The following is a 23,475-nucleotide window of genomic DNA, read 5'->3' on the forward strand; positions in this document are numbered from 1 at the left end:
CAGCTCAGACCTAGGGACAGCCGACAGATGTCGATCGCAGTGCAAATGTTGATGGTTGCCGGGCTTTGTCTTTGCGCATTGTTTGCGCGCGCTGCGGAACTTGCGGCAGGCGGCGAGGTCGTCGTCAACAATCCGGTCGAAGTCCAGCCCTTGCAACAGTTGAGCGCGACCATCGACAAGCCGCTGTTCTCGCCGGCGCGGCGTCCGCCGGCCAAGCCGGTCGCGCCGGTGGCGCGGCAGGAAGCGCCACCGCCACCGCCGCCGCCGAGCGTGGTGGTGCTCGGCATTGTCAGCGAGAATGGCGACGGTCGTGCCGCGATCCGTGCCGCGAGCAAAGGCGACAAAGTGATGCGCGTACGCACCGGTGACGACGTGAGCGGCTGGAAGGTCGAGCGGATCGAGCCGCGCCGGCTTGTGCTCAAACAGGGGGAACGCTCGGTGGATTTCGCCCTGTTCACCGGCGCGGCGAAGCCGCCGAAGCCCGCCGAGCGGCCGCTCCGGCAGTCCAGAGCAGCATCGCCAACCAATTGACGCGACGGTGTTTTTGAACTGGCCGGTTCGCGCCGAGGTTGAGTTCCACCGCAGGGTTAAAACTTTTTTGCGAAATCGCTTCGCGTTAGCTCGTCTCAAACTGTCTTAAGATCAGAGAGGCGTCCCGAACTGTCGGGCGTGTCCGCTCGCGGGCGGCTGCGCCAGCAGGGTTGCGCGCTTTTCACTGAGATGTCGGCATCGGGCCAACTGATCGCAGGCTGGCCGGTGCCTCGTTGCGTCACGATCGTTCGCATCGTCTGCTGCATTGGAAGGCCCGCATGCATTCGCTCCCTCGCTCGATCTCGCGCCGTGGCCTGTTGCTCGCAGGTGCAAGTTCGATCGCGATCGCAATGAGCTCGCCCGCGGCGGCGCGCCCGTTCGGCGCCTGGGGTGGCGTCAGCAGCGCGGCCACGCAGGCGGCGATCAGCGCGGCGCAGGATGCCGCACAGCAGGCGCAGCAGGCCGCGCAGAACTCGCAAGCGTCGATGGCACGCGCCGCGCAGGCGATCCAGGCATTGCAGGCGGCCCAGAGCGTCGCGCGCGGGTTGGCAGCGAGCGCGCCGAGCGCAGTGCCGAACGGCCTCAATGCCGGCGGCCTGGTGCCGAACAGCGGCCTGGCCGCGCCCGGCGTCGCCAATCCCGTCACCAACTGGGTCGGTGCCGCCACGCCGACGCAGACCAGCAGCGGCGGCCAGACCACGGTCAATATCAACCAGACTCAGCCCCAGGCGGTGTTGAATTGGCAGTCGTTCAATGTCGGCAGCGGCACGACCGTCAATTTCAACCAGCAGGGCAACGCGAACTGGGCCGCGCTCAACAGGATTGCGTCGGCCGGCGTGCCGAGCCAGATTCTGGGAACGATCAGGGCCGACGGCGCGGTCTACCTGATCAACCAGAACGGCATCATCTTCGGCGGCACCAGCCAGATCAATGTGCACACCTTGATCGCCTCGACGCTGGATCTGCCGTCGCAGCTCAGCGGCAGCAATTATAAGGGATTCCTGCAAAGCGGGCTGTTCTCGCAGCTCGGCAACGTGCCGGTCAGTGTTGTCCCTCCCAATACGGCTTCGGGTGCTGCGATCTTCAACGTGGGCAGCGGCAGCGGAAAGGTCACGGTCCAGCCGGGTGCGATCATCGACACAACCGGCAAGCTGAGCGCGAATGGCGATGGTGGCTACGTCGCGCTGCTCGGCGACGGCGGCGTCAGCAATGCCGGTGCGATCACCACCAGGAACGGCCAGATCATCCTGGCGTCGGACAGCTCCGTCACCCTGGTAACGCCGCTGTCGACCGCAGTCGGCGTCCAGACCGCGATGCGGGTGCTGGCCAATGGAGGCGTGGTAACGAATCAGGCTTCCGGCCTGCTGACGTCCAATTCCGGCGCGGTCACGCTGTCGGGCGGATCGATCAACCAGCTCGGTGGCATCGTCGCGACCACCTCGACCACCCGCACCGGCTCGATCAACATGAACACGGCCTGCGTGCAAAGCGGCTGCGCGTCCGGTGCCGACGGCAATATCGTGCTGGGGTCGGCGAGCCTCACGTCGATCCTGCCGGACGAGACCAGCGGAACCCTGCCGACCGCGACGCTCAACACACCGACATCAGCGAACGGCGCCAGCAACGCGCCGTATTTCCAAACGGTGCTGCAGCCGCAGCTCAGCATAACGGCGGTTGGCAGCGTCGATGTGCAGGGCACCGGCGCGGGTGCCGCCGGTGCCATGATCAAGGCGCCGGGCGCCGCGCTGACGATCGGCGCCGACAGTGTTGCCGGCACGGTCCTGCTCGAGAAGGGCAGCACCATCGATCTCTCCGGCATCACCGGGGTCACGCTGCCGATGTCGATCAATCAGATCAGCATCCTCGTCACCGCGGCGGAGGTCGCCGACAGCCCGCTCGCCCAGGCCCTGATCGGCAAGACCGTGACCATCGATGCGCGCCTCGGCGGCACGCGTGCCGACGGTGTGAAATGGGTCGGCTCGCCGCTGCTCAACGCGGCCGGCTATGTCGGGCTGATCCCGCAAAGCATAGACCAGATCCTCACGGCTGGCGGCAGCTTCTCGACATCAGGAAAGAATGTCGTGCAGCAGCCGGGCGCGACCATCAACGTGTCGGCCGGCTATGTGCAATACACCGGCGGCTTGATCAGCACGACGCGCCTGCTGGGTGCCGACGGGCGCGTCTACGACATCGGCCGCGCCGATCCCACCATTGCCTATGTAGGCGTCGGCGGCGGCTTCACGGTCCTGCACAAGGTCAATGGCGTCGTCGATACCAAGCTGACTGAGATCTATCTCAGCCCCTGGGGCGGCAGCAGCAATTCGCATTATGAGGCGAGCTACATCACCGGCGCCAATGCCGGCTCGGTCACGGTCGCGGCCGTCAATCCGATCGTCAACGACATCATCGGCAACGTGGTGGCGGGCAGCCGGCAACGCGCGCTGGCGGGATCGTCGAATCTCTCGTCCGCCGACCAGATGCCGAAGGGTGCGTCGCTGAGCATCACGTTCGCGAATCCGACGGGCACCGGCAACCCGAACAATTTGGTGCTCACGTCGCAGGCCGCTGCCGGGGCGGATCCGTACGGTCTCGGCGGCTTGAACTTTGCCAACGCGTCGAGCTGGTCGCCTACGCTCGTCAACGGCCTGTTCCCGATCTTCACCGACCTCCTCTCCAATGCATCGCTCGGGGCCGTCTCGATCACGGGCGCGCATCGGCTAGACATGACAACGAATGCCGTTCTGTCGGTGCGGCCTGGTGGCAGCATCACGCTGGACAACGTCGCCACGATTGACGGCACACTCAGTGCGCCCGCCGGCCAGCTCAGCCTTACCGGCTTCACCTATCCCGTCAAGTTTCAGCCGGCGCAGCCGCCGGTTCCGGCCCTGGTCATCGGGCCGCATGCGGTGCTCGACGTGCGCGGGCGCTGGGTTAACGACACAGGCTTGTCGGCGGATCAGCTCGAGGGACGCGCTTACGTCAACGGCGGCAGCGTGAGTATCTCAACTCTCTCAGCCAGCAACGGGCCGAGCAGAGGTGACGGCGCCTTCGTCGACGTCACTCAAAGCATCGTGCTCTCGCCTGGCAGCGTCATCGACCTGTCCGGCGGCGGTTATGTCGATACGACCGGCAAGGTCAAGATCGGGTCCGATGGCTTGCCGGTCGGCAAGGGTGGTAGCTTGACCCTATCCCTCTACACCGGCGCCTTCTCCGGTAATCTTGGTAGCAATGAAAGCCCTGCCGACTTCAACGTCCTCCCGCACGGCACCAATCCGGATGGCACCGTCAACTATCCCAACCAGGCCAATGTGCTGCTTGGCGGCACCGTCTACGCAGGCGGCTTCGATGGCGGCGGTACGCTGACATTGCAGGCCTCGACCATTGCGGTCGACGGCGCGACCGCGGATGTGACGTCGTATGTTTCCACGAATACGGCAAACGCCGTCGCCCTCCAAAGCGGAATCCCTGTCGCGGGCATGGCCGTATCGGACGCGAAGGCCGGTCGGGTGGTTCTGCCGCCTTCGTTCTTCACCAGCGGCGGATTCTCCCAGTACACCCTGACCGATATTTCTGGCGGGGTCACCGTGACCGCGGGCACGCAGCTGCTGCTGCAGAAGCAGCCGAGCGCCGTGCTCTCCGGCCGCGAGGTGAAGATTCCGACCGGCGCGCGGGTGCGCGACTTCGCGTCCCTGGGACTGGTGCCCGATGGCTTGCGCAAACCGGTCAGCCTGACGCTGGGCGGGACTAATGTGCTGGTCGATCGTGGCGCCGCCATCGTCACCGATCCGCTGGCCACGGTCGCACTGAATGCGGTTGCGACGGCCGCTATTCGCGGCAACATCGTCGTGCCAGCGGGCAGCATCAATGCAACGGGTACGGAGGTGCGCATCGGTGCGACCGCCGTGCTCGATGTGAGCGGCGTGTTCGTGCCCAATCCGCAGGTGACCGCCTATTCGACGGGCACAGTGCGCGACGCCGGCACCATCTCGCTGTTGGCGACCAGCGTGGTGGCGGAGCCCGGCGCGCAGTTCAATCTGCAGGGTGCGGCGGTGACCGCGGAAAGCAACCTGATCCAGTTGCCGCAGGCTGGTTTCGGACCGCACGTCGTCGGGCAGGCGGCCTGGAGCAACGGCGGCAGTCTGCAGCTGTCCGGCAGGACGGTCTATTTTGCCGGGTCCGTCGATGCGGCGGGCGGAGCACCGCTTGCGACCGGCGGCAGCCTGACCATCGGCGTCGTCAATGACACCGCGAAGGGCGCTCCGCCGGCGCCGGACATCATCACGGTGCAGCAGCCCGGCGTGGTCGCAGCGAACCTGCCGGCTTTGGGCGCGTCGGCGACAGCGGGTGCATTCATCGGGGCCGATACGCTGAGCAACAGCGGCTTCGATTCCGTGACGCTCAATGCTCAAACCATTGCGTTCGGCGGCTCGGTCAATGTCAGGATTCCCGGCGCCCTGACCCTTAACGCGCGTGCCGGACACATCGCGATCGCGGACGGGTCGGTCGTCAATCTGAACGCCGGCTACGTTCGCTTGGTCGGACTCGTGCCCAGTGCCCAGTCGATCGTCCCGACTGCCGGCGCCGGCACGTTGAACGTGACGGCTCAATGGATCGACCTCGAGCGCGGCATCGGGCTCGACAACGCCGGCAGCGTCAACCTCACCAGCGCGGGCGCCATCCGGTTGCTGCCGCAATATTATGGTTTCGTCGACGGCAGCTTTGGCGCGGGAGAGACGACGTTCGGTGGAGCGCTGCTGGTTCCCGGCAATCTCACGCTGCGCGCGGCCGAGATCTACCCGGTCAGCAACACCGCGTTCCTCCTGATGTCGACCGGCGCGTCGGGCGCGATCACGATCGCACAGAACGGCATTCCGACGCCGCCGCTTTCGGCGGGCGGAAGCATTGTGATCAGTGCACAGAACATCGTGCAGGGCGGCACGCTGTGGGCGCCGCTCGGCAACATCATCCTGGGCGTGCGGACCAGCAGCGACGTCCCGGCCCAATTCATCAACGCGATTGCCAACGAGGGGCACGTCACCTTCGCCTCGGGGACCTTCACGCCGACGGCGAGCGTGACGCTGGCAGCGGGCAGCCTGACCTCCGTGTCGGCAGCCGGTCTGGTCGTGCCGGATGGCTACACCGTCGACGGCACCACCTGGTATCAGGGCGCTTCTACCAATCAGGGCGTGCCAGTGCTGGCCGCGCCGCCGAGCAAGTCGATCGACCTGTTCGGTACGAACGTGGCGACCCAGTCGGGCGCCTTGCTCGACCTCAGCGGCGGCGGCGATATCTATGCGACGGAGTTTGTCGCAGGCACCGGCGGCAGCCGCAACGTGCTGACGACTTACCAGCAGAACCCTGCGAATGGCAGCGCCATACCGACCTATGCTGACGGTCGCCAGATCTATGCGCTGGTCCCGACCTACTCGGCCGGCGTTGCCGCCTACGATCCCAACTTCGCCTTCGCGCCATACTCTTCCGGCCTGGTGGTACCAGCCGGCAACAGTACGAATGGCGCCCCTGCGGGAAGCGTGCAGCCGTTCGCGAATGGGATCGCGCCGGGCCAGTCGGTGACCATCGGTGCCGGCAGCGGCATCCCTGCCGGCACCTACACGCTGCTGCCGGGAATGTACGCAACGCTGCCCGGCGCCTACCGCGTCGTCCAGGTTGCAAACAACGTCAATCCGAATGCGGTCGCCGGTACCTCGAGCTCGGACGGCTCGCGATATGTCACCGGCACGTTCGGCAATCAATTGACCGGCGCGCGTTCGTCGCAATCCGCCGTATTCCAGCTGCAGTCGCAATCGGTCTGGTCGCAGTATTCGCGCATCGACATTACCTCGGGAACAACCTACTTCCGCAACCAGGCGCTTGCGGCAGGAAATGCTCCGCCGCCGCTGCCGATCGATGGCGGCGTGCTGGTGCTCGGCGCAACCAATTCGCTCAATCTTGCCGGCACCAACCGGTTTGCGCCCGGCACCAGCGATCTGGCGCCAGGCCTCGTCGGCGGCGGTGGCCAGGTGCAGATCAGCGGCAAGAACATCCTGGTCCTCGCTTCCGACAGAGCGGTGCCGGCCGGCGACTGCGTTGGAGGAAGCGCCGCCGGCTGCACGGACGCGAACAACTACCTCGTTCTCGATGCCGACCAGATCAGCGGGCTCGGGGCGTCCTCGGTGCTGATCGGCGGCACCGCTCAAGTCATCAACGGCGTGCAGAACATCACCGCCAGCGCGCTCAATCTCGAGGTCCTGACCGACGCGGCGCATCCGTTGACCGGGCCCGAGCTGCTTCTTGTCTCGCTCGCCGGCGACGGAGCTCTTGTCACCGGCAGGGGCCTTGTCATCGGTGACGGCAGCGTCGTCAGGGCGGTCGGCGCGGTGCCCGGCGGCACCGACCGTAACATCACGATCGGCTCGCTGCCGGTCAAACAGTCCGATGGCAGCTATGTGTTTGCCAGCGGCGACGGTGCGCTGCTGCGGGTTTCGAATGGCGACACGGTGACGGTCAGCCGAATCTATGTTCCCGGGCAATATGCCGGCAGCGGTCCGCCGCCGAGCAGCAAGGTTCCGCTGGGCGCCTTCTCGATCGGCGCCGGCGCGATCATCGATGGCGGCAATGCGCTGACGCTCGACACCAGCGGCAGCGGCACGCTCGCCTCCGACGCCATCCTGAATGCCAGGAATTACGACATCGCCGGATCGGTCATCAACATCGGCGGCGGCAGCACCGGCATTGTGTTGAATTCTACCATCCTCGCGAATTTCAACGATGCCGTCTCGGTCCGGCTGCGCAGCGCGACCGCGATCAATCTGTACGACGCCAACGGATTGCAGATCGGCGATGCTGCGCATCCGATCGGCACGCTGACCTTCGATGGCGCCGGGCTCTTCAGCCAGGGTGGCAACACCACGGTCAACGCCACCAACATCGATCTCGCCAACACCAGTGGCGCGACCGGGGTCGGCATCACCGGCGCCGGCGGCACCCTCACGCTCAATGCGTCGCAGGTCATCACCGAGGACGTCGGCGCCAAGCATCTCGGCGGCTTCAGCCAGATCAATTTCAACGCCGGCAAGGCGATCGCGTTCAGCGGCAACGGCACACTCGATACCGGATCGATTGCGGCTGCGGCGCTGGCGTTCAATGTCGGCGGCGTCACGATCTCGAACCCCGGCACCGGCTATACCGGAGTCCCGACCGTGACCATCTCGGGCGGCGGAGGATCCGGCGCCCAGGGCACCGCGTTGCTCGGCGTGGTCAGCTTCGCCGTCGTCAGTGGCGGTTCGGGCTACAGCAACGGCGATCCGGTCACGGTCTCCGGAACCGACAGTAACGGCAACCCGGTCACGGCGACCGGGACCGCCATCGTCGATGCCAACGGTGCGGTCACCGGCGTCAAGCTCACCTCGTCCGGCTCCGGCTTCCCCGGTTCTGTCGACTCCATCTCCGTCAACAGCGCCACGGGGGATGGCAGCGCCCAGTTGACCGCGGCGCTGGGCGTGGTCGGCGTGACCATCACCAATCCGGGCACCGGCTACACCAGCATGCCCACCTTCTCCTTCTCCGGCGGCGGAGGCGTGGCCACGGCGGCGCAGGTTCTCGTCAATGTGACGGGAATCAACCTGACCAATGCGGGTGACGGTTACCTGAGCACTCCGACCATCAAGATCAGCGGAACCGGCACGACGGCGACCGCCACCGTGTCCGGCGGCGCCGTCACCGGACTGGCGCTGACCAATGCCGGCACCGGCTATTCGAGCCTGCCGACCGTGACGTTCTCGGGCGGTGGCGCGGGCGCCGCGAACATGGTGCTGTCCGCCCCGGCGATCGTGGTCAACAGCGGGGCGACGCAATCGCTGAGCACGCTGGGCAATGTCAGCCTGCTCACCGCCGCAGGTAACAAGCCGGCGAGTGTCGCCAGCAATATCGGCGGCGCTCTCGCCATCGCCGGCGGGTCGATCACCGATAGCGCGACGATCCAGGCGCTGTCCGGCAAGGTCAGCCTGACCGCGACCGCCGGCGACGTCGTGCTGGGTAGCGGCGCGCTCATCAATGCGTCCGGCTCGCGCATTGCGATCCTCGACGTGGTCCAGGATGCACCCGGCGGCGACGTGCAACTCGCGTCGACGACCGGCAATGTGATTGTCGGGCAGGGTGCCACCGTCAGTGTTGCCGGGGCAGGCCGCGGCTTTGCCGGATCGGTGTCGATCCTGGCTGCAAACAGCGCGACGCTCAACGGCACCCTCGACGGTAGCGCTGCGTTCAAGGATCTCGGCGGCAATTTCACGCTGCAGGCGGGAACCCTCAATGGAGCGACCGGCCTGCCGCTCTCGGCATTCTCCGGCGGCTTCACGGTGCGCCTCGGCAATGGCGACATCCGCATCGATGCCGGCCAGACGCTCAGCTCCGGCAAGGTCCTGCTGGTTGCCAACAACGGCAGCGTGATCGTCAACGGCACCATCGATGCGAGCGGGCCGAGCGGCGGCCAGATCTCGCTCTATGGCGCCGGCGTCACCGCGGGCGGCGTCACCACCGGCGGCGTCAGTATCGGCAGCAGCGCCGTCCTCAATGCGTCCTACGCCGCAGGCAATCCATCCGACCCGGCCTACGCCACGGCCAGCCTGGTGCAGACCGGCGGTACCATCACGCTGGGCACCACCGGCACGCCCGACGCCGGCGGCGCCGTCAACGCCACCTATGGCTACCAGAACATGACGACCTCGGGCGCGATCAGCGTCGCCCCGGGGGCCATATTCGACGTCAGCGGTGGCCCGGGCGGGCCGAACATCAACAACTCCGGCGGTGCGGTCATCATCCGGGCGCCGATCCTCACCAACAACACCGTCAATGTCGATTTCCGCGGCACCGTCCGCGGCGTGCTCGATGCCAACGGCAACCCGATCGGCAAGGGTGTCGTGCTCAATCCCTACGCGGTGTGGAGCACCACCGACAGCTCGACCGGTGCACGGCACTTTGACGGCATCATCGATCCGGCCGGATGGTTCGACGCCGCCGGCAATCCGCTGCCGGGCACCGATCAGAACGGCAAGACGATCGTCGCGCCGACGCCGCAGGCGACCGGTACGGTATTCATCGTCTCGGCGCCGAATGCCGATCACGTCAGCTTCTATCAGAACACGCTGGCGGGCTTCGTCCAGAACCTGGCCGTGACGCCGGCGGGCGGCAGCGCGAGCTTCGCCAACATGCACGCGCGGCCGGAGATCGATCTGATCAATCCGAGCCTCAACATCAACAACGGCAACATCACGGTCGCCAGCAACTGGAATCTGGGCGCGGGCAGCGTCGACGCGTCCGGCCATGTCTCGCTGGTGTACCGCACCGCGACCGGCGGCGAGCCCGGATCGCTGGTTCTGCAGGCGAAGAACAACGTCAACATCAACGCGACGGTGACCGACGGCTTCTTCGTCAACTACACGCCGCGCGGCGGGGACGCGTCCGCGCTCTACGCCAGCGAGATCAATTCGAGCCTCTACAGCTCCTATCTCGGCATGTTCCAGAACGGCGTCCTGCAGTACAATTCAAGCGGCATCGTCGACTATCTGGTGAAGACCAACGGCTCGTGGTCGGGCCCGTCATCGCCCACGGCCTCGCCCAGCGCCGCGTTCTTCGGTCTGTCGGCTGCCGCCTATAACGCGCTCGCACTGCAGTTCAAGCTGGTGCAGCCGACTGTCATAAGCTCCAGCAATCCGGCGGTGATCGATCAGTACAATCTGTACTATTCCCAGTACCTGAGGATGTTCCGCGCCTACGAGACCGAGCTGGTCGGGGTCAACGTCAATGGGATCAACGCATCGATGACGGGCGTTTCGGCGCGCGGCGGCATCGTGCTGTCCTACGCAGACTTCGTGGCGTACACCAACACGCTGTCTGACAATCACGTGAAGCCGTCAATCAACGCGATCCCGGCGGCACCAACCACAAGGACACAATATTACAATCTGACCAACGGCATCGGAAAGTTGTTGTACAATTCGGGGACCGGCAACGTGGTCACCGGGGCGCAGGACTATGCCACTAAGTGGACGGCATACTTCCTCAGCGTCATCAATACCAATCTGGTGAACAACAATAAGGGCAAGTTGAACAATTTCGTCAGCCAACCGAATTTGCTGGGAGCCCTGGACCATGCGGCCGGAATCGACGTCGCCGACGGAATCCTTGCGGCTATCGCGGTGACGCCGCCGGCGGCGCCGCCGGCCTATACCACCCTGCAGGGGACATACGCGCCTTCGGGAGATCCGACACCTCCCGCCGACCGGATCGCGAACAATCCGACGATCTACAACCCGCCTGGTGGAAACCCCATCGTCGTCTTCAACACCACCGCGGCGTCGCAATTGATGTCGGCGGCGGTGAGCGGCAAGGGGAGCTTCTCCTACGATATCGTTGCCGGCGCGGCTTTCATCGGCAATACGCCATCGGTTGATCCCAACGCGGTGACCGCCTTGTCGTCGTTGCCGCCGACGGTGACGGGCAAGGTCACCATCGATGGCCACACCTCCTATCTGAACACCGAGCCAAACCTTGCAGGTGCCGGCACCATCTACATTCCGACGGTCGTGCGCACGGGCACCGGCTCCATCACCATCGCTGCGGCCGGCAATGTCGAACTGCGCGACCAGGTGGCTCCGGGCGCGGTCTACACGGCGGGCGCCGCCACGGCCACGCCCGCAGATTTCAATGCACCGACGCTATCTATCGGTTACGGTTTCAATCCGAACGGGCTTGTCAGCACGCCGACTTGGGCAACGGGCGGCGGGGCAGTCACCATCAGCGCTGGCGGCTCGATCATCGGCATCGAGATGCCGATCGATTCCAACGGCAGCCGGTTCGGCGTGCAGGGCGGGCCGGCCGGCCAGATGTGGAGCGACTGGTATGTCCATTACGGCCTCTCAAACGGCACGTCGACGCCGTTCGCGGCATGCGCGGCCTCGGGCTCTGTTGCCTGCCAGACGGCGGCTTGGGTCAATTACGCCACCTTCTTCCAAGGCTTCGGCGCGCTGGGCGGCGGCAACATCGCGCTTTCGGCGGGCGCCGATATCATCGATGTCGGCGCGTCGTTGCCGGAGACGCTCGTGGTCGGCGGCGGTTTTACCTCGGCCAATCCGCCAAAGATCACCTATTTCGGCGGTGGCAATCTCAGCGTAACCGCCGGCGGCAACCTCCTGAGCAGCGATTTCCTGGTTGGCCGCGGTGCCGGCCTGATCCGGGTGGGTGGCTCAGTCCAGGCCACCAGCAGCAATCCGTTGAACCAGGGCCTGCCGACGCTCGGAGTTACACTCGCCGCGAACTCCGTCGCCGGCACCTACCCGCTGCCCTTGTTGCTGGCGGTGCAGGACGGCTTCATCAGTTTGGCCGCGCGAGGTTCGGTGACGCTCGGCAACGTCTACGATCCCGCCGCATTGCCAGTCAATCTTGGGATCCAAGCCGACCCGACGCGATTTTTGCCTGGAGCATCGCCGGATGCTCGGAGCAATGGCAACGCCGCTTGGAGCAACTATTTCACTAGCTATGGCCCAGGCAGCGGCGTTTCGCTGACGAGCCTCACCGGCGATGTGACAGGCCCGACTGTGTCGGTGAATTCGATCCCAGGACTTTTTGTGCACAACGCGGGCGGTGTTCAGATCGGCGGTCAGGCAGACCCTGCGACCGTCGGTCTGCTGCTTCCCGCCACGTTCGATCTGATAGCACTTAACGGAAATCTGACCCTCAGCAAAACGGACGTCAGCAATCTGCTGCCGAGCAACACGGGCACGATCAATCTTGTCGCAGCCGGTTCAATTAGCCTCGGAGCCGGCCTCGCGATGCTAGATATCGATAGCCGCTTCACGCGATATATCGGCTCAAATGACACCTTCGTCAACTTGGCCGGTAACTCTATCAATCTCCTCGGAACTCCGTGGCCCACGCTGACCCAGGCGCTGCATGCCAACGATCCCGTGCCGGCCGTCATCGCGGCCGGCAAGGATATCTATGGCGTTGATCCCGTCAGCACTCTTGCCGCCAGCGTGACCCTGATCAAGCCGGCGCGGATCGAGGCCGGCCACAACATCTACGCGGGGCGGGCCCCGGGCGGCGGCGTCTCGACGACCAGCAATGGCACACCGCTGGGCGGCAACAGCCTTAATTTCCTCGGCCAGAACAACAATGCGACCGATATCACCAGCATCGTCGCCGGCAACGATCTGGTCGGCGGCTCCTATCTCCTCTACGGCCCCGGCACCTTCGTGCTGGAGGCCGGGCATGATCTAGGTCCGTTCTCGCCGTCCGACTCGTCGACACGCGGCATCGCGACGATCGGCAACGGCAGCGCGGCCGGCGGCGCATTCGCTAGTGCTCTTCCCAATAATCCTCTCAAGCCTTATTTGCCGTCCAAGGGAGCCGAGCTCGATCTGCTGTTCGGCGTGAAGCCCGGCATCAACTATGCCGCGGCGATCGCCAACTACGTCGATCCGGCGCAGGCCGGCACCGGCGGTATCGACTTCCTCACCGATATCGCCGCCGTGCTCGGCCAGCCGCGCGATCAGGCCTGGGCCACTTTCAAGGGCCTGCCGCAGGCGCGGCAGCAGCTGCTCGTCAACCGCGCCTTCCTCGATTTCCTGATCCAGGTAGGCAAGGACTTCAAGAATCCGGATAGCCCTTATTTCGGCCAGAACGCCCGAGCCTATACGGCGATCTCCACGCTGTTCCCGGCCGGCTACGGCTACACCGACAACAGCCTGAGCGTCGCCGGCAAGGCCGCGCCGAAGATCGCGACCGGCAGGTTCAATGTCGCGGCCTCCGTGCTGGAGACCCAGATGGGCGGCGACGTCAACATCCTCGGGCCGGGCGGCGGCATCACCGTCGGCCATTCCTCGCTCGATACCTTGAGCCCAAGCCAGGAAGGCATTCTGACCCTCGGCGGCGGCGCCATCCGTGCCTTCGCCGACGCCTCGATCCTGGTCAACCAGAGCCGCATCATGACCCAGCAGGGTGGTGACATCGGCCTGTTCACCGCCAATGGCGACATCAGCGCCGGCGCGGGACCGAAGACCTATGTCTCGAGCCCTGCGCTCGGCGAGATCTGCACCCTCGGCGGCTATTGTTACATCAATCCGCAGGGGCTGGTCACCGGCGCCGGCATCGCCGCGCTGGTCACGCTGCCCGGACAGGATCCGACCAAGAGCAACGTCACCCTGGTCGCGCCCCGCGGCACCATCGATCTCGGCGCGGCGGGCGTTCGCGGTCATGATCTCATTTTCGTGGCGCCGGTCGTCCAGAACGGGTACAACGCGCAGGCCACCGGCACGGAGACAGGGCTCACAGCCCCACCATCCGCGAACACGGCGCTGGCCGGAGTCACCAACAACGCGGCGGCGGCGACCCAGCAGTCCGGCCAGCCGGCGCAGAACAAGCCCAACGACCAGCCTTCGGTCGTGATCGTCGAGGTGCTGGGCTATGGCGGCGGTGGCGACGACGCGACGCCGGCCGGTAGCAGCGGCAGTGGCGACAGCCAGAAGCAGAACGGCAGCGACGACGAGCACCGCCGGCAGCAGCCGTAGCCTGTCGTTGGCCTCACGGTGAAGGCCAGTGAATGCATGCAACCTCGTCATTGCGAGGAGCGAAGCGACGAAGCAACCCATGGTTCCGCGCGTGTGGACGGATGGATTGCTTCGCGGAGCCTGTCATCCGGCGGCGCTTCGCGCCGACCGGGTGGCTCGCAATGACGGGGATTGAGCTTTGCGCTTCGACCGCAAGGTTCGACGCGCCTTGCAACGCTCCGTGAGGTCTCATGATGTCATCCCCGTCAACCGCGTCCGCGCCATCGCTTCCCGTTTCCGAGACCGACCCGCTGAGCACGCTGCTTGCAGCCGAACGGCTTACCGCTGTGGTCGATATCGGCGCCAACCCGATCGACGTCCCGCCCTATCTGCCGCTGCTGCAGAAACGCCTGTGCCGGCTGTTCGGCTTCGAGCCGCAACCGAGCGCGCTGGCCGAGTTGAATGCCCACAAGAGCGAGCTCGAGACTTATCTGCCTCATGTCGTCGGCAGCGGCGAGCAGGCCCGCCTCCGCGTCTGTGCCGCACCCGGGATGACCAGCCTGCTGGAGCCCGACCCAGTCATGCTGAAGCACTTCCAGGGCTTCAACGAATGGGCCCGCATCATCGCCGACAGCAGGATCGCGACGCATCGGCTCGACGATATCGGCGAGATCGATGCGATGGATTATCTCAAGATCGACGTGCAGGGCTCGGAGCTCGCGGTTTTCCAGAACGGACGGCGGCGGCTCGCGGAAGCGGTCGTGATCCAGACCGAGGTCTCGTTTCTGCCGCTGTACAAGAAGCAGCCGGTGTTCGGCGAGATCGACCTCGAGCTGCGCAGCCAGGGCTTCATCCCCCATGCCCTGCTGGCGATCAACAAGCGGATGATCTGGCCGATGCGCGGCGTCAATGCCTATGAGGCGTTCAACCAGCTGCTCGAGGCCGACGCCGTCTATGTCCGCGATTTCACCAAGGCCGACGCGATGAGCTCCGAGCAGCTCAAGCATCTCGCCCTCGTCGCCCATCACTGCTACGGCTCCTACGATCTCGCGGCGATCTGCATCCAGCATCTGCTCAATCGCGATGCGATCATCCCCCAGGCCGGAAGCCGCTATTTCGAGCTGGTCGCCGCGCAGCGCGCCGCCGCCACGGCCGGCTGATATGGCAACGAAACAGCCGGGCCTCGATCGAGAGCCCGGCTGCTGAAGTCTTGAAGATCGTGATCCGGATCGTCCCGGATCACGATCCGATGTCGGCGTCAGTTCGCGCCGCCGGTGACGCCGGCGCAGCCGTCGGTTTGCGTGCCCGACGTGCTGTAGGCCGCGATCGCGGTCGGCAGGCCGCCGGCCGCGCTCGATGTCAGATAGGCGTTCAGGATGTTGGTGGCCCACAGGCCGTCGAGTTCGTGGAAGCCGTTGTTGCGGATCACCCGGGCGACGTTCGGATCATAGCCGGGATTGTCGGAGTTCGAGGTCGCCGGATTGTAGTTCGGCAGCCCGGTGATCGATCCGCCGAAGTACCAGGCGAGCCAGTTCTTCACAGCAGGCACCCGCGTCCCGGCCGTGTCGCTGTAGCAGCTATACACGTTGAGGAAGCTCGCGCCGGTGATCGGATAGTCGCTCTGCGTCTGCAGCGGGATGCCGATGACGGACAGGCCGTCATAGGTCACGCCGCCGACGACGGTGCCGGCGGGATAGACCTGGGCATACAGGTTCCAGGCATCATAGCTGCTGTTGACGCTCGGCGCGGTCAGGTTGGAAAACGCCAGCTGGGCATTGTTCGGCGTCGGCCGGACGAAGTTTTGCGCCCTGCCATTGCTGCCGGTCTGACCGGGGTGATAGACGCCGAGCAGGCGCTGCCGTTCGTTCTGGACGCTGGCCGACAGCGGTGCCGCCGCGGAGATCGTGGTGCCGGCGATTTCCTCGGTCACGGTCTGCGCATAGGGCTGGGTGAAGTCGGCGCTGAGATAGCCGATGCGGCCGGCGAAGCGCGGATCGGTCCCGATCTTCAGCGCTTCGTGGTTGCTGCCCGACGCGCTGATCCAATGCGGATCCGGACGTTCCTCATCGTCGTCCACGTCGAACGGGTCGCTCTGGTCGGAGCTGCTCACCGCCCTGATGTTGTCGAGCAGGCGGGAGAACTTGCCGGACGGCAGGTTCGCCGTGGTGCTGCCGCCGACGCCGACGCCGGTGAAGATCTTCTTGTAGTTATAGGTGCCGGTCGGGTCGAGTAGCGGGCAGAGGTTGGCGAGGTAGTTGGTCAGGATGAAGCTCGCGCCGGCATCATCCACGCGGTAGACCACCTTGATCGGCAGCCGGCCGCTGGTATAGGCGACCGGGGTCAGCGAACCGTTGGTGTTGGCGTCGTAAAAGTGCTGGAATTGCTGCACGCCGTGGGCGTCGAGCGCGGGGATCAGCGTCGAGGTGTCGTGCCAGTCCGTCACGGTCGCCGAGAAGATCGCGCAGAGCTGCGCGGCGGAGAGCTGGATCGCTCCGCCGGCCTGGTTGTTCGGCGACAGCGCCGACTGGTTGGTCCAGGTCACGCCCGAAGCGGAGTTCGACGTGTTGACCGCAATCGCAACCGGGACCTCCATGGCCGGCACCTGGATCGGCGCGCCGACGGCTGACGGATTGAAGCTGGCGGCCGTGCTGCTCAGGGCGCCGATCAGCAACGTGTTCTGCCAATTGGTCGACGGGATGAAATTGCTGAACGAGATCGTGGTCAGGCTTGCAATCGAGCTGGCGAGCGGCGCGTCGCTGGCGGCGAAGTCGAGCCGCGGATAGGGATAGCTCTTGAAGGCCGAATTGGCGGTGTCGCGGAACGCCGGCTTGGCCGAGGGCTTGCGCACCACGGCCGGCGCGGAGGCCGGGCTGCCGCGGAACAATTGCTGCGCATCGTCGGCGATGTAGGCGCGCTGGCCGTTGCCGGAGCCGACGGCGGCGAACAATCCCTCGATCGAGGTCGAGAACAAGGTGCAGCTGGTCGGCAGCAGGTTCGGGCTCGGCGTCGCGGTCGAGAAGCTCGGCGAGAATGCCTGGCCGTCATTGGCCAGCGTCGCGCCCGCATAGCAGTCGAAGATCTGCCGCAGCGCCAGCGACGACAGCGTGCTGCCGCCACCGTAGATGCCGGTTTGGGCCGCAGCCGGTTGCTGGGCTCCGATCATGGCGGCGGCCGACAACACGACCAGCGAGGTCGTGCCCAGCACGCGTTCGGCGAACGATTTCGTCTTCATGATAACCTTCCCTGTTTTTGTTGCGTGACACAGAAGCGCCGCGTGACCGCCTGACGGCCTCGTGATGTCCAGAACGTCTTGTTCGATGGCAGTGAATGGGACGGCGATGAAGAAGACCTTGCAGGAACGTCTCAAGACAATCGAAGCTGTTCGCCGCCCAAGGTGAACAGCCCTGCGCGGCGTGTGTCGGCTTCGGCGCCGATGTGGCTCACACCCCTTAGACAATCTGAATTGGTGCGATGCGCAGGAGCTCGTGGTGATTTTTCAGACGAGTGGAGTTCTCGGACAAGTGGCGTCTCACCGGAGCAAAGCGCAAGCGCCGCGACCTGATGTGGGGGCCGGATGACAAAGGAGCTGACGGCACCGCGCGAGACGATCCCCGTTGCCGCAATTGATCCCCAACCCGCGGCTATCCAACGCGCGTGCGAGACTGTAATGAGGGCGCGGCCTGCGTGCGTCGGGGGGCGCCGGCGGCCTGCGGTCGCTTGTCACCAGGCGATCGCTCTCACGAAATAACGATGGATTTGACGTGGCGAATACCAAGAAGGCCCGCGCTGCTGCTGGCGCGACGAAGAACAGCAAGGGAGCGGCGCGTTCCGGGATATCATCTTCCTCGCCCCTCGGCATGTTGGCGCTGCACCTCCGCGAGCAATGGAAGCAGTCCGGCCGCGACGGCGTCGTTTTCCTTGCAGAGAGCGAGAACAGGGCCGAGCGCCTCGGCAGCGTGTTGCATTCGCTCGATGCTTCGCTCGAGGTGCTGGTATTCCCGCGGCTGAATACCTTGCCGTTCGACGGGCTGGAGCCGTCGCGCGAGATCGCCGGCCGGCGCAGTTCGGTGTTGCGGCGTCTTGCGAAGCGCAAGAAGCCCGTCTTCCTGGTGTCGACCGCGGAGGCGGTCATGGAGCGGCTGCCGTTGCCCGCGAGCTGGGGCCGCCTCAGCATCAGCTTGAAGGTCGGCGCGCGCCATTCCGAGCAGGATCTCAAGGATCGCCTGGAGGCGCTCGGATACGATCTCGACGAAGAGGCGGATTATCCCGGGAGCGTTCTGTTCCACGGCATGACGTTCGAAGTGTTTCCGGCCGGCGGCCTCGGGCCGTTCAGGATCGAGCATTCCGGCGACGTGATCCGCAGGATCGCCCGCGTCGATCCCAACGAGCACGACGTCGTCTTCGACACGCAGGAGCTGCTGATCGATCCGATGTCGGAACGGATCGCGCTCGGCGGCAAGCGGGCGCAGCGGGCGGTGCTGCCGGATTATTGTGAGCGCGCACGCTGGATCGCGGACGCGGGCGTGTCCGGTCACGCCGATAGCTGGCTCAGCACGATCAAGGAGGCAGCCGGCCGCAGGGAGACCGAGCGCGAGTATTTTGCGCCTGCTGACTGGAAGCGGCTGACCAAACGCATGAGCGTGCTGCCGCGAAAGGCGGCGTTCACTCCGACGCCTGATTTCTCCAAGGTCGCCTCGTCGCGGAAGGCGCTCCGCGCCTTTGTCGCCGACACGGAGCGCGCCGGATCGCGGCTGCTGCTGGTTGCGGCGGTTGAGGACGACCTGCGCGCGATGGAGCGGATGGGCGGGATCAAGGCGGAGCGCTTCACCGACTGGGACGAGGCGGCGAACGGACGGGGCGGCGAAGCAGCGCTGCTGGCGGACTTCGACACCGGCTTCATCGGTTCGGGCCGCAAGCCGCTTGTCGTCGTGACGGCGACCGACGTGCTCGGCAGCCGGGCCCATCATCCGCAGCCGATGGCCAGAGCCTGGAGTGCGGCGTTCGATCATCCCGACGTGCCGGAGCGGGGCGCGGTCGTGGTTCATCTGCAGCGGGGGCTCGCCGTGCTCGATGGCTTGCAGGCCCTCGACATGGGCAAGGGATCATCCCGCGAGATGATCAGGCTGGCATTTGCGGGCGATGATGCCGCGCTCGTTCCGCCCGCTGACCTCGCGCTGATCTGGCCCTATGCGGCGGAGCTCGGCAGGCTGACATTGGACCGGGCGGATGGCAGCACGTGGTGGGCGCGGCGCACCAGGGCGGAGCAGGAAATCCAGATCGCCGCCAAGGCGCTCGCCAAGCACATCGCGCAGCGGCGGCGCCGGCGCGCTCCGAAGCTGGTCGCTCCCGGTCCCGCCTACGAACGGTTCGTCGCGCGCTTTCCGTATTTCACGACCGTCGACCAGGCGAAGGCGATCCGCGATGTGCTCGACGATCTTGCGTCGGGTCATCCGATGGACCGGGTCGTCTGCGGCGACGTCGGTTTTGGCAAGACCGAGGTGGCCTTGCGCGCGGCGGCGGCCGTTGCCCTGTCGGGCAAGCAGGTTGCCATCGTCGTGCCGACCACCGTTCTGGCAAGGCAGCACGTCGCAACGTTCCGCAAGCGCTTTGCACCGTTCGGCATCGAGGTGGGAAGCCTGTCACGCGCGACGTCAGCGCAGGAAATGCGAGAGACCAAGGAAGGCCTGCGAAGCGGCAAGATGAAGGTCGTGGTCGGCACGCAGGCGATCGCCTCGAAGGACGTGAAATTCGCCAAGCTCAGCCTGGTCATCGTCGACGAGGAGCAGCACTTCGGGGCCGCGGAGAAGGCGAAGCTCTCGGGGCTCGCGAAGGGCGTCCATACGCTCTGGATGAGCGCGACGCCGATCCCGCGCACGCTGGCGGCGGGTCTTGCGGGCTTCAGGGATCTGAGCGTGATCGCATCCCCGCCTGTGCATCGGCTTCCAATCGTGACCAGGATCGCGCCGTTGTCGGACGCGGCCATTGCCGCGGCATTGCTGCGCGAGCAGCGGCGTCACGGGCAGAGCTTCCTGATCTGTCCGCGCATCCAGGATCTCGATCCGCTGCTGGCGCGCGTGCAGGCGGTCGCCCCGGAGCTCCGCATCGTTTGCCTGCATGGCAAGCTCCCCGCCGACGAGCTTGACGACCGCATGATGAGCTTTGTCGAAGGTGAGGCCGACGTTCTGCTGGCGACCAATATCGTGGAGAGCGGTCTCGACATTCCCCGGGCGAACACCATCGTGGTCTGCTGGCCGGAAAAGTTTGGCCTCGCGCAGCTGCACCAGCTGAGGGGACGGGTGGGGCGCGGCGGAACGCGCGCCTTCGCGTACATGCTGACTGAATCGAGCTCGGAGCAGTCCGGCAAGCGTCTGGCGGTTCTGGAGGAGTTCAGCAGGCCGGGTGCCGGCTTTGCGATCAGCGAGCGTGATCTGGACCTCAGGGGTGCCGGAGATTTGTTGTCCGAGCGGCAGTCCGGCCACGTGCAGGTGTTCGGACCGGTGCTGTACAGCCACCTTCTGAAGCAGGCTTCGGAGAAGGCCAGCGATCGGTCCGGCGATCTGTGGGTGCCGGACCTCAATATTCCGGTCGCGGATCTCTTGCCGAGGAGTTACGTGCAGTCGGAATCGATGCGCCTCGAAATCTATGGCCGCGTCGCGAGGTGCCGGAACGAGGACGATCTGGAAGATCTCGAGGAAGAGACCTCTCGCCGCTTCGGCAGGCTGCCGCCGGCGGGGCGCGACTTCTTCGCGGCGGCAAGACTGAGGATCGATTGCAAGCGGCGCGGCATCGTCAGGCTCGACGTCGGACCGGAGGCCGTCGCAGCGACGTTCCTGCCTGGGCGGTTGCCTAAATCCAGAGCGCGATCGCTACAACGTGACGGCGATCGCGTCTTCTACTCGGGCCGGACGCAAGAGCCGCCGTTCGAGCGGATCAACGATCTGCTGGATATCCTGGACGAGTGACTGCGACGGCGTTCGTCGGCGGCGTCATCTCACGGCGTCGCGCCTTGTGACTGCTTCACGCATGCAGTGGAGATATTTCATCGCGTGGCTGCTGCGGAGAACGAATCGACTGATCTGCGGACTGACATCGCGGTGACATGTAGCGCCGCTAATGCAGACAACAAGCGGTCCGTCCGCCGTCTTCGTGCCTGCTCCGAGCCGATCGGAAAGCCCCCTTCCAGGCGCGAGTCGACGGTATTTTGGGCGGGCTATGTTCTACAGATAGCGGTTTTTTTGGACTGAAACAGTCTGCCCGTGGCCGGAATCAGTGCCGCCAAAACGGGCTCCGATTTTCGCCTTCTCCGTAGGACTACGCGTTTTGCACACCGTTCCGCCCGGTGTTGCCCAATTTGTGCCCGCTAGCGGTAACTCCAAATATTATGTATATTTTTCAATGACTTGCTGAAATGCCGCAGTTCAAAAGCCCGTGATATTTGTGCAACATTTGCCCAAAAACAGCCGCAACTCCTGCCAAGGCGAGCGGTCTTTTGTTGCGTGATCGGGGGCCTTCTGTCTCATATGGAACTGCGACGGAGGGGGGCATCCCAAGGTCGTCCCGTTCTAGGTGGTTCGCTTAAGTCCCTCGCGTTCATGCGGGTGTGTCCGAAGGCGCGAAGCGACTGAGCGGGGATTTAAGGGACAAAGGGAACCAACCTGAGGGTGTTTTACCCGGCGGATCCGGAACCTTCCCTGAGATAGAGCAACTTGGAGGTTTAACATGAAGATGGTTAAGAGCCTTATCCTCGGCTCGGCGGCGGCACTCGTCGCGGTCGGCGGAGCTCAGGCGGCCGATCTTCCCGTCAAGGCCAAAGCGGTCGAGTACGTGAAGGTTTGCTCCCTGTATGGTCCCGGTTTCTATTACATCCCGGGCACCGACACCTGTATCAAGCTGGGCGGCTACCTGCGCGCCGACGTCGTCGTGAACTCGAACTCGGATCACACCGGCAACACCTCGGGTGCCGGCGGTGCAAACAACCGGTTCACCAACGGCTACACCTGGCGCTCTCGTGAAGACCTGAACATCGATACGCGTACTGCGACCGAATACGGTGTCGTCCGTACCTTCTTCGATGCGACGTTCTCGTGGACTTCGGATACCTACGCCGGCCAGGGCAACGGTGCGACCGTTTACTCCCCGATCGGCGCGGTTCAGGCCCCGAACAACGCGAACTCCGGTGCGGTTGCAGGCGGTACGGTTGGCGTCTACTACGCCTTCATCCAGTTCGCCGGCTTCACGATGGGTAAGGCAGTCTCGCAGTTCTCGGCTCCGTGGGCCAACTATCCGGGCAACAACTTCGACGGCCTCGTCGGCGGCGGCGGTACTATCACTGGCGTGAACCAGTTCACCTACACCGCTCAGTTCGGCAACGGCGTGTCGCTGTCTCTGTCGGCTCAGGACCAGACCGCCTACTACCAGGCTGGCGTGAACAACATCCTCGCGGGTGGCGCTTACGGCACCAGCGATTACGCCGGCACGATTGCTCCGGACCTCGTCGCGATGCTGCGCGTCGACCAGGCTTGGGGTCTGTTCCAGGCGTCGTTCGCGGCGCATAACAACCACGCGGCCTACTACGGCGGCACTGAGTTGACCGGTCATCCGGACGACAAGTGGGGCTGGGCTGGTCAGCTGGCCTTGTCGATCAAGAACATTCCGACCGGACCTGGCGACACGATCAACGTGCAGGGCGTCTACACCAACGGTGCGACGCGCTACAACATCCAGGACCTCGCTGGTTCGGCTGGTGCGAACACCATTTATGGTGGAACCGGTCTGCCGGGCGCCTACCAGAGCGTTGGTATCGGCGTTGCGCCGGACAGCGTGTTCGGTGCTATCGGTGGCGTGAACACCGGGCAGCAGCTGGTCACGACCTGGGGCTTCCGCGGTGCATACGTGCACAACTGGAGCCCCTACTGGAACACCTCGATCTACGGTGCTTATGCCGGTATCACCTACAACGATACGGCTAAGACCCTGCTCTGCGGCGTCGGCGGCGTGGGCGGTTCGGTTCGGACCACCCTCAATGCTCTGGGCGGCGCGATCACCACCTGCAACCCCGACTACAATATCGCGCAGATTGGCACCCAGACCCAGTGGACCCCGGTCAAGAACCTGACCTTCACGGCAGACCTGACCTACACCCATCTGGATCAGAAGTATGCTGGTACGGTGGCGGCGCCCAGCGCCGCGATCGGCAAGCCTGCTGCTCTCTACGAGTTGAAGGACCAGAATACTGTGACCCTGCTGCTCCGCGCTCAGCGCAACTGGTAATACCGGTTGATCTGATAGCCAGCTAACAGAGCCCCCGGCGCCAAAACGCCGGGGGTTTTGCTTTGTTCGGGCAATGCGGCTGCTCTCACAAGAGCGCCATTTTTTCGTACGATGTCATATTTGGTTCATTAAT

6 protein-coding genes are annotated in these 23,475 nt (G+C 65.1%); 5 read left to right on the forward strand and 1 reads right to left on the reverse strand.

The features are described from left to right. The first annotated feature begins 27 nt into the window (after positions 1 to 27). From JQ507_08140 to JQ507_08150, 3 genes are all read left to right on the forward strand, one after another. Positions 28 to 531, forward strand: a complete 504-nt coding sequence (locus JQ507_08140; protein QRI71432.1) for a hypothetical protein — start codon at positions 28 to 30, stop codon at positions 529 to 531. 278 nt (positions 532 to 809) lie between these two features. Then, on the forward strand, positions 810 to 14,093 hold the full coding sequence (locus JQ507_08145; protein QRI71433.1) for a filamentous hemagglutinin family protein: 13,284 nt from the start codon (positions 810 to 812) through the stop codon (positions 14,091 to 14,093). 233 nt (positions 14,094 to 14,326) lie between these two features. Then, positions 14,327 to 15,232, forward strand: coding sequence for an FkbM family methyltransferase (locus JQ507_08150; protein ID QRI71434.1), 906 nt, complete (start codon positions 14,327 to 14,329; stop codon positions 15,230 to 15,232). Positions 15,233 to 15,330: 98 nt separating this feature from the next. Here JQ507_08150 and JQ507_08155 read toward each other — a convergent pair whose 3' ends face one another. After that, positions 15,331 to 17,304 (reverse strand): substrate-binding domain-containing protein, encoded by a 1,974-nt coding sequence (locus tag JQ507_08155; GenBank protein QRI71435.1) that lies wholly within the window; start codon positions 17,302 to 17,304, stop codon positions 15,331 to 15,333. Between the two features lie 625 nt (positions 17,305 to 17,929). Here JQ507_08155 and JQ507_08160 point away from each other — a divergent pair. Together JQ507_08160 and JQ507_08165 are read left to right on the forward strand one after the other, a co-directional pair. After that, entirely contained in the window at positions 17,930 to 21,034 is a 3,105-nt protein-coding gene (locus JQ507_08160; protein ID QRI73252.1) for a DEAD/DEAH box helicase, read from the forward strand. A gap of 757 nt (positions 21,035 to 21,791) precedes the next feature. Next, complete coding sequence (locus JQ507_08165) at positions 21,792 to 23,342, forward strand: porin (GenBank protein ID QRI71436.1); 1,551 nt, start codon at positions 21,792 to 21,794, stop codon at positions 23,340 to 23,342. The last annotated feature ends 133 nt before the right edge of the window (positions 23,343 to 23,475 follow it).

It is taken from the genome of Bradyrhizobium sp. PSBB068 (genome assembly GCA_016839165.1).
GTDB lineage: Bacteria > Pseudomonadota > Alphaproteobacteria > Rhizobiales > Xanthobacteraceae > Bradyrhizobium.

Coding starts and splice junctions, on each gene's coding strand:
- JQ507_08145 (QRI71433.1), top strand. CDS start 810: ATGCATTCGCTCCCTCGCTCGATCTCGCGCCGTGGCCTGTTGCTCGCA.
- JQ507_08165 (QRI71436.1), top strand. CDS start 21,792: ATGAAGATGGTTAAGAGCCTTATCCTCGGCTCGGCGGCGGCACTCGTC.
- JQ507_08160 (QRI73252.1), top strand. CDS start 17,930: ATGTTGGCGCTGCACCTCCGCGAGCAATGGAAGCAGTCCGGCCGCGAC.
- JQ507_08155 (QRI71435.1), bottom strand. CDS start 17,304: ATGAAGACGAAATCGTTCGCCGAACGCGTGCTGGGCACGACCTCGCTG.
- JQ507_08150 (QRI71434.1), top strand. CDS start 14,327: ATGTCATCCCCGTCAACCGCGTCCGCGCCATCGCTTCCCGTTTCCGAG.
- JQ507_08140 (QRI71432.1), top strand. CDS start 28: ATGTCGATCGCAGTGCAAATGTTGATGGTTGCCGGGCTTTGTCTTTGC.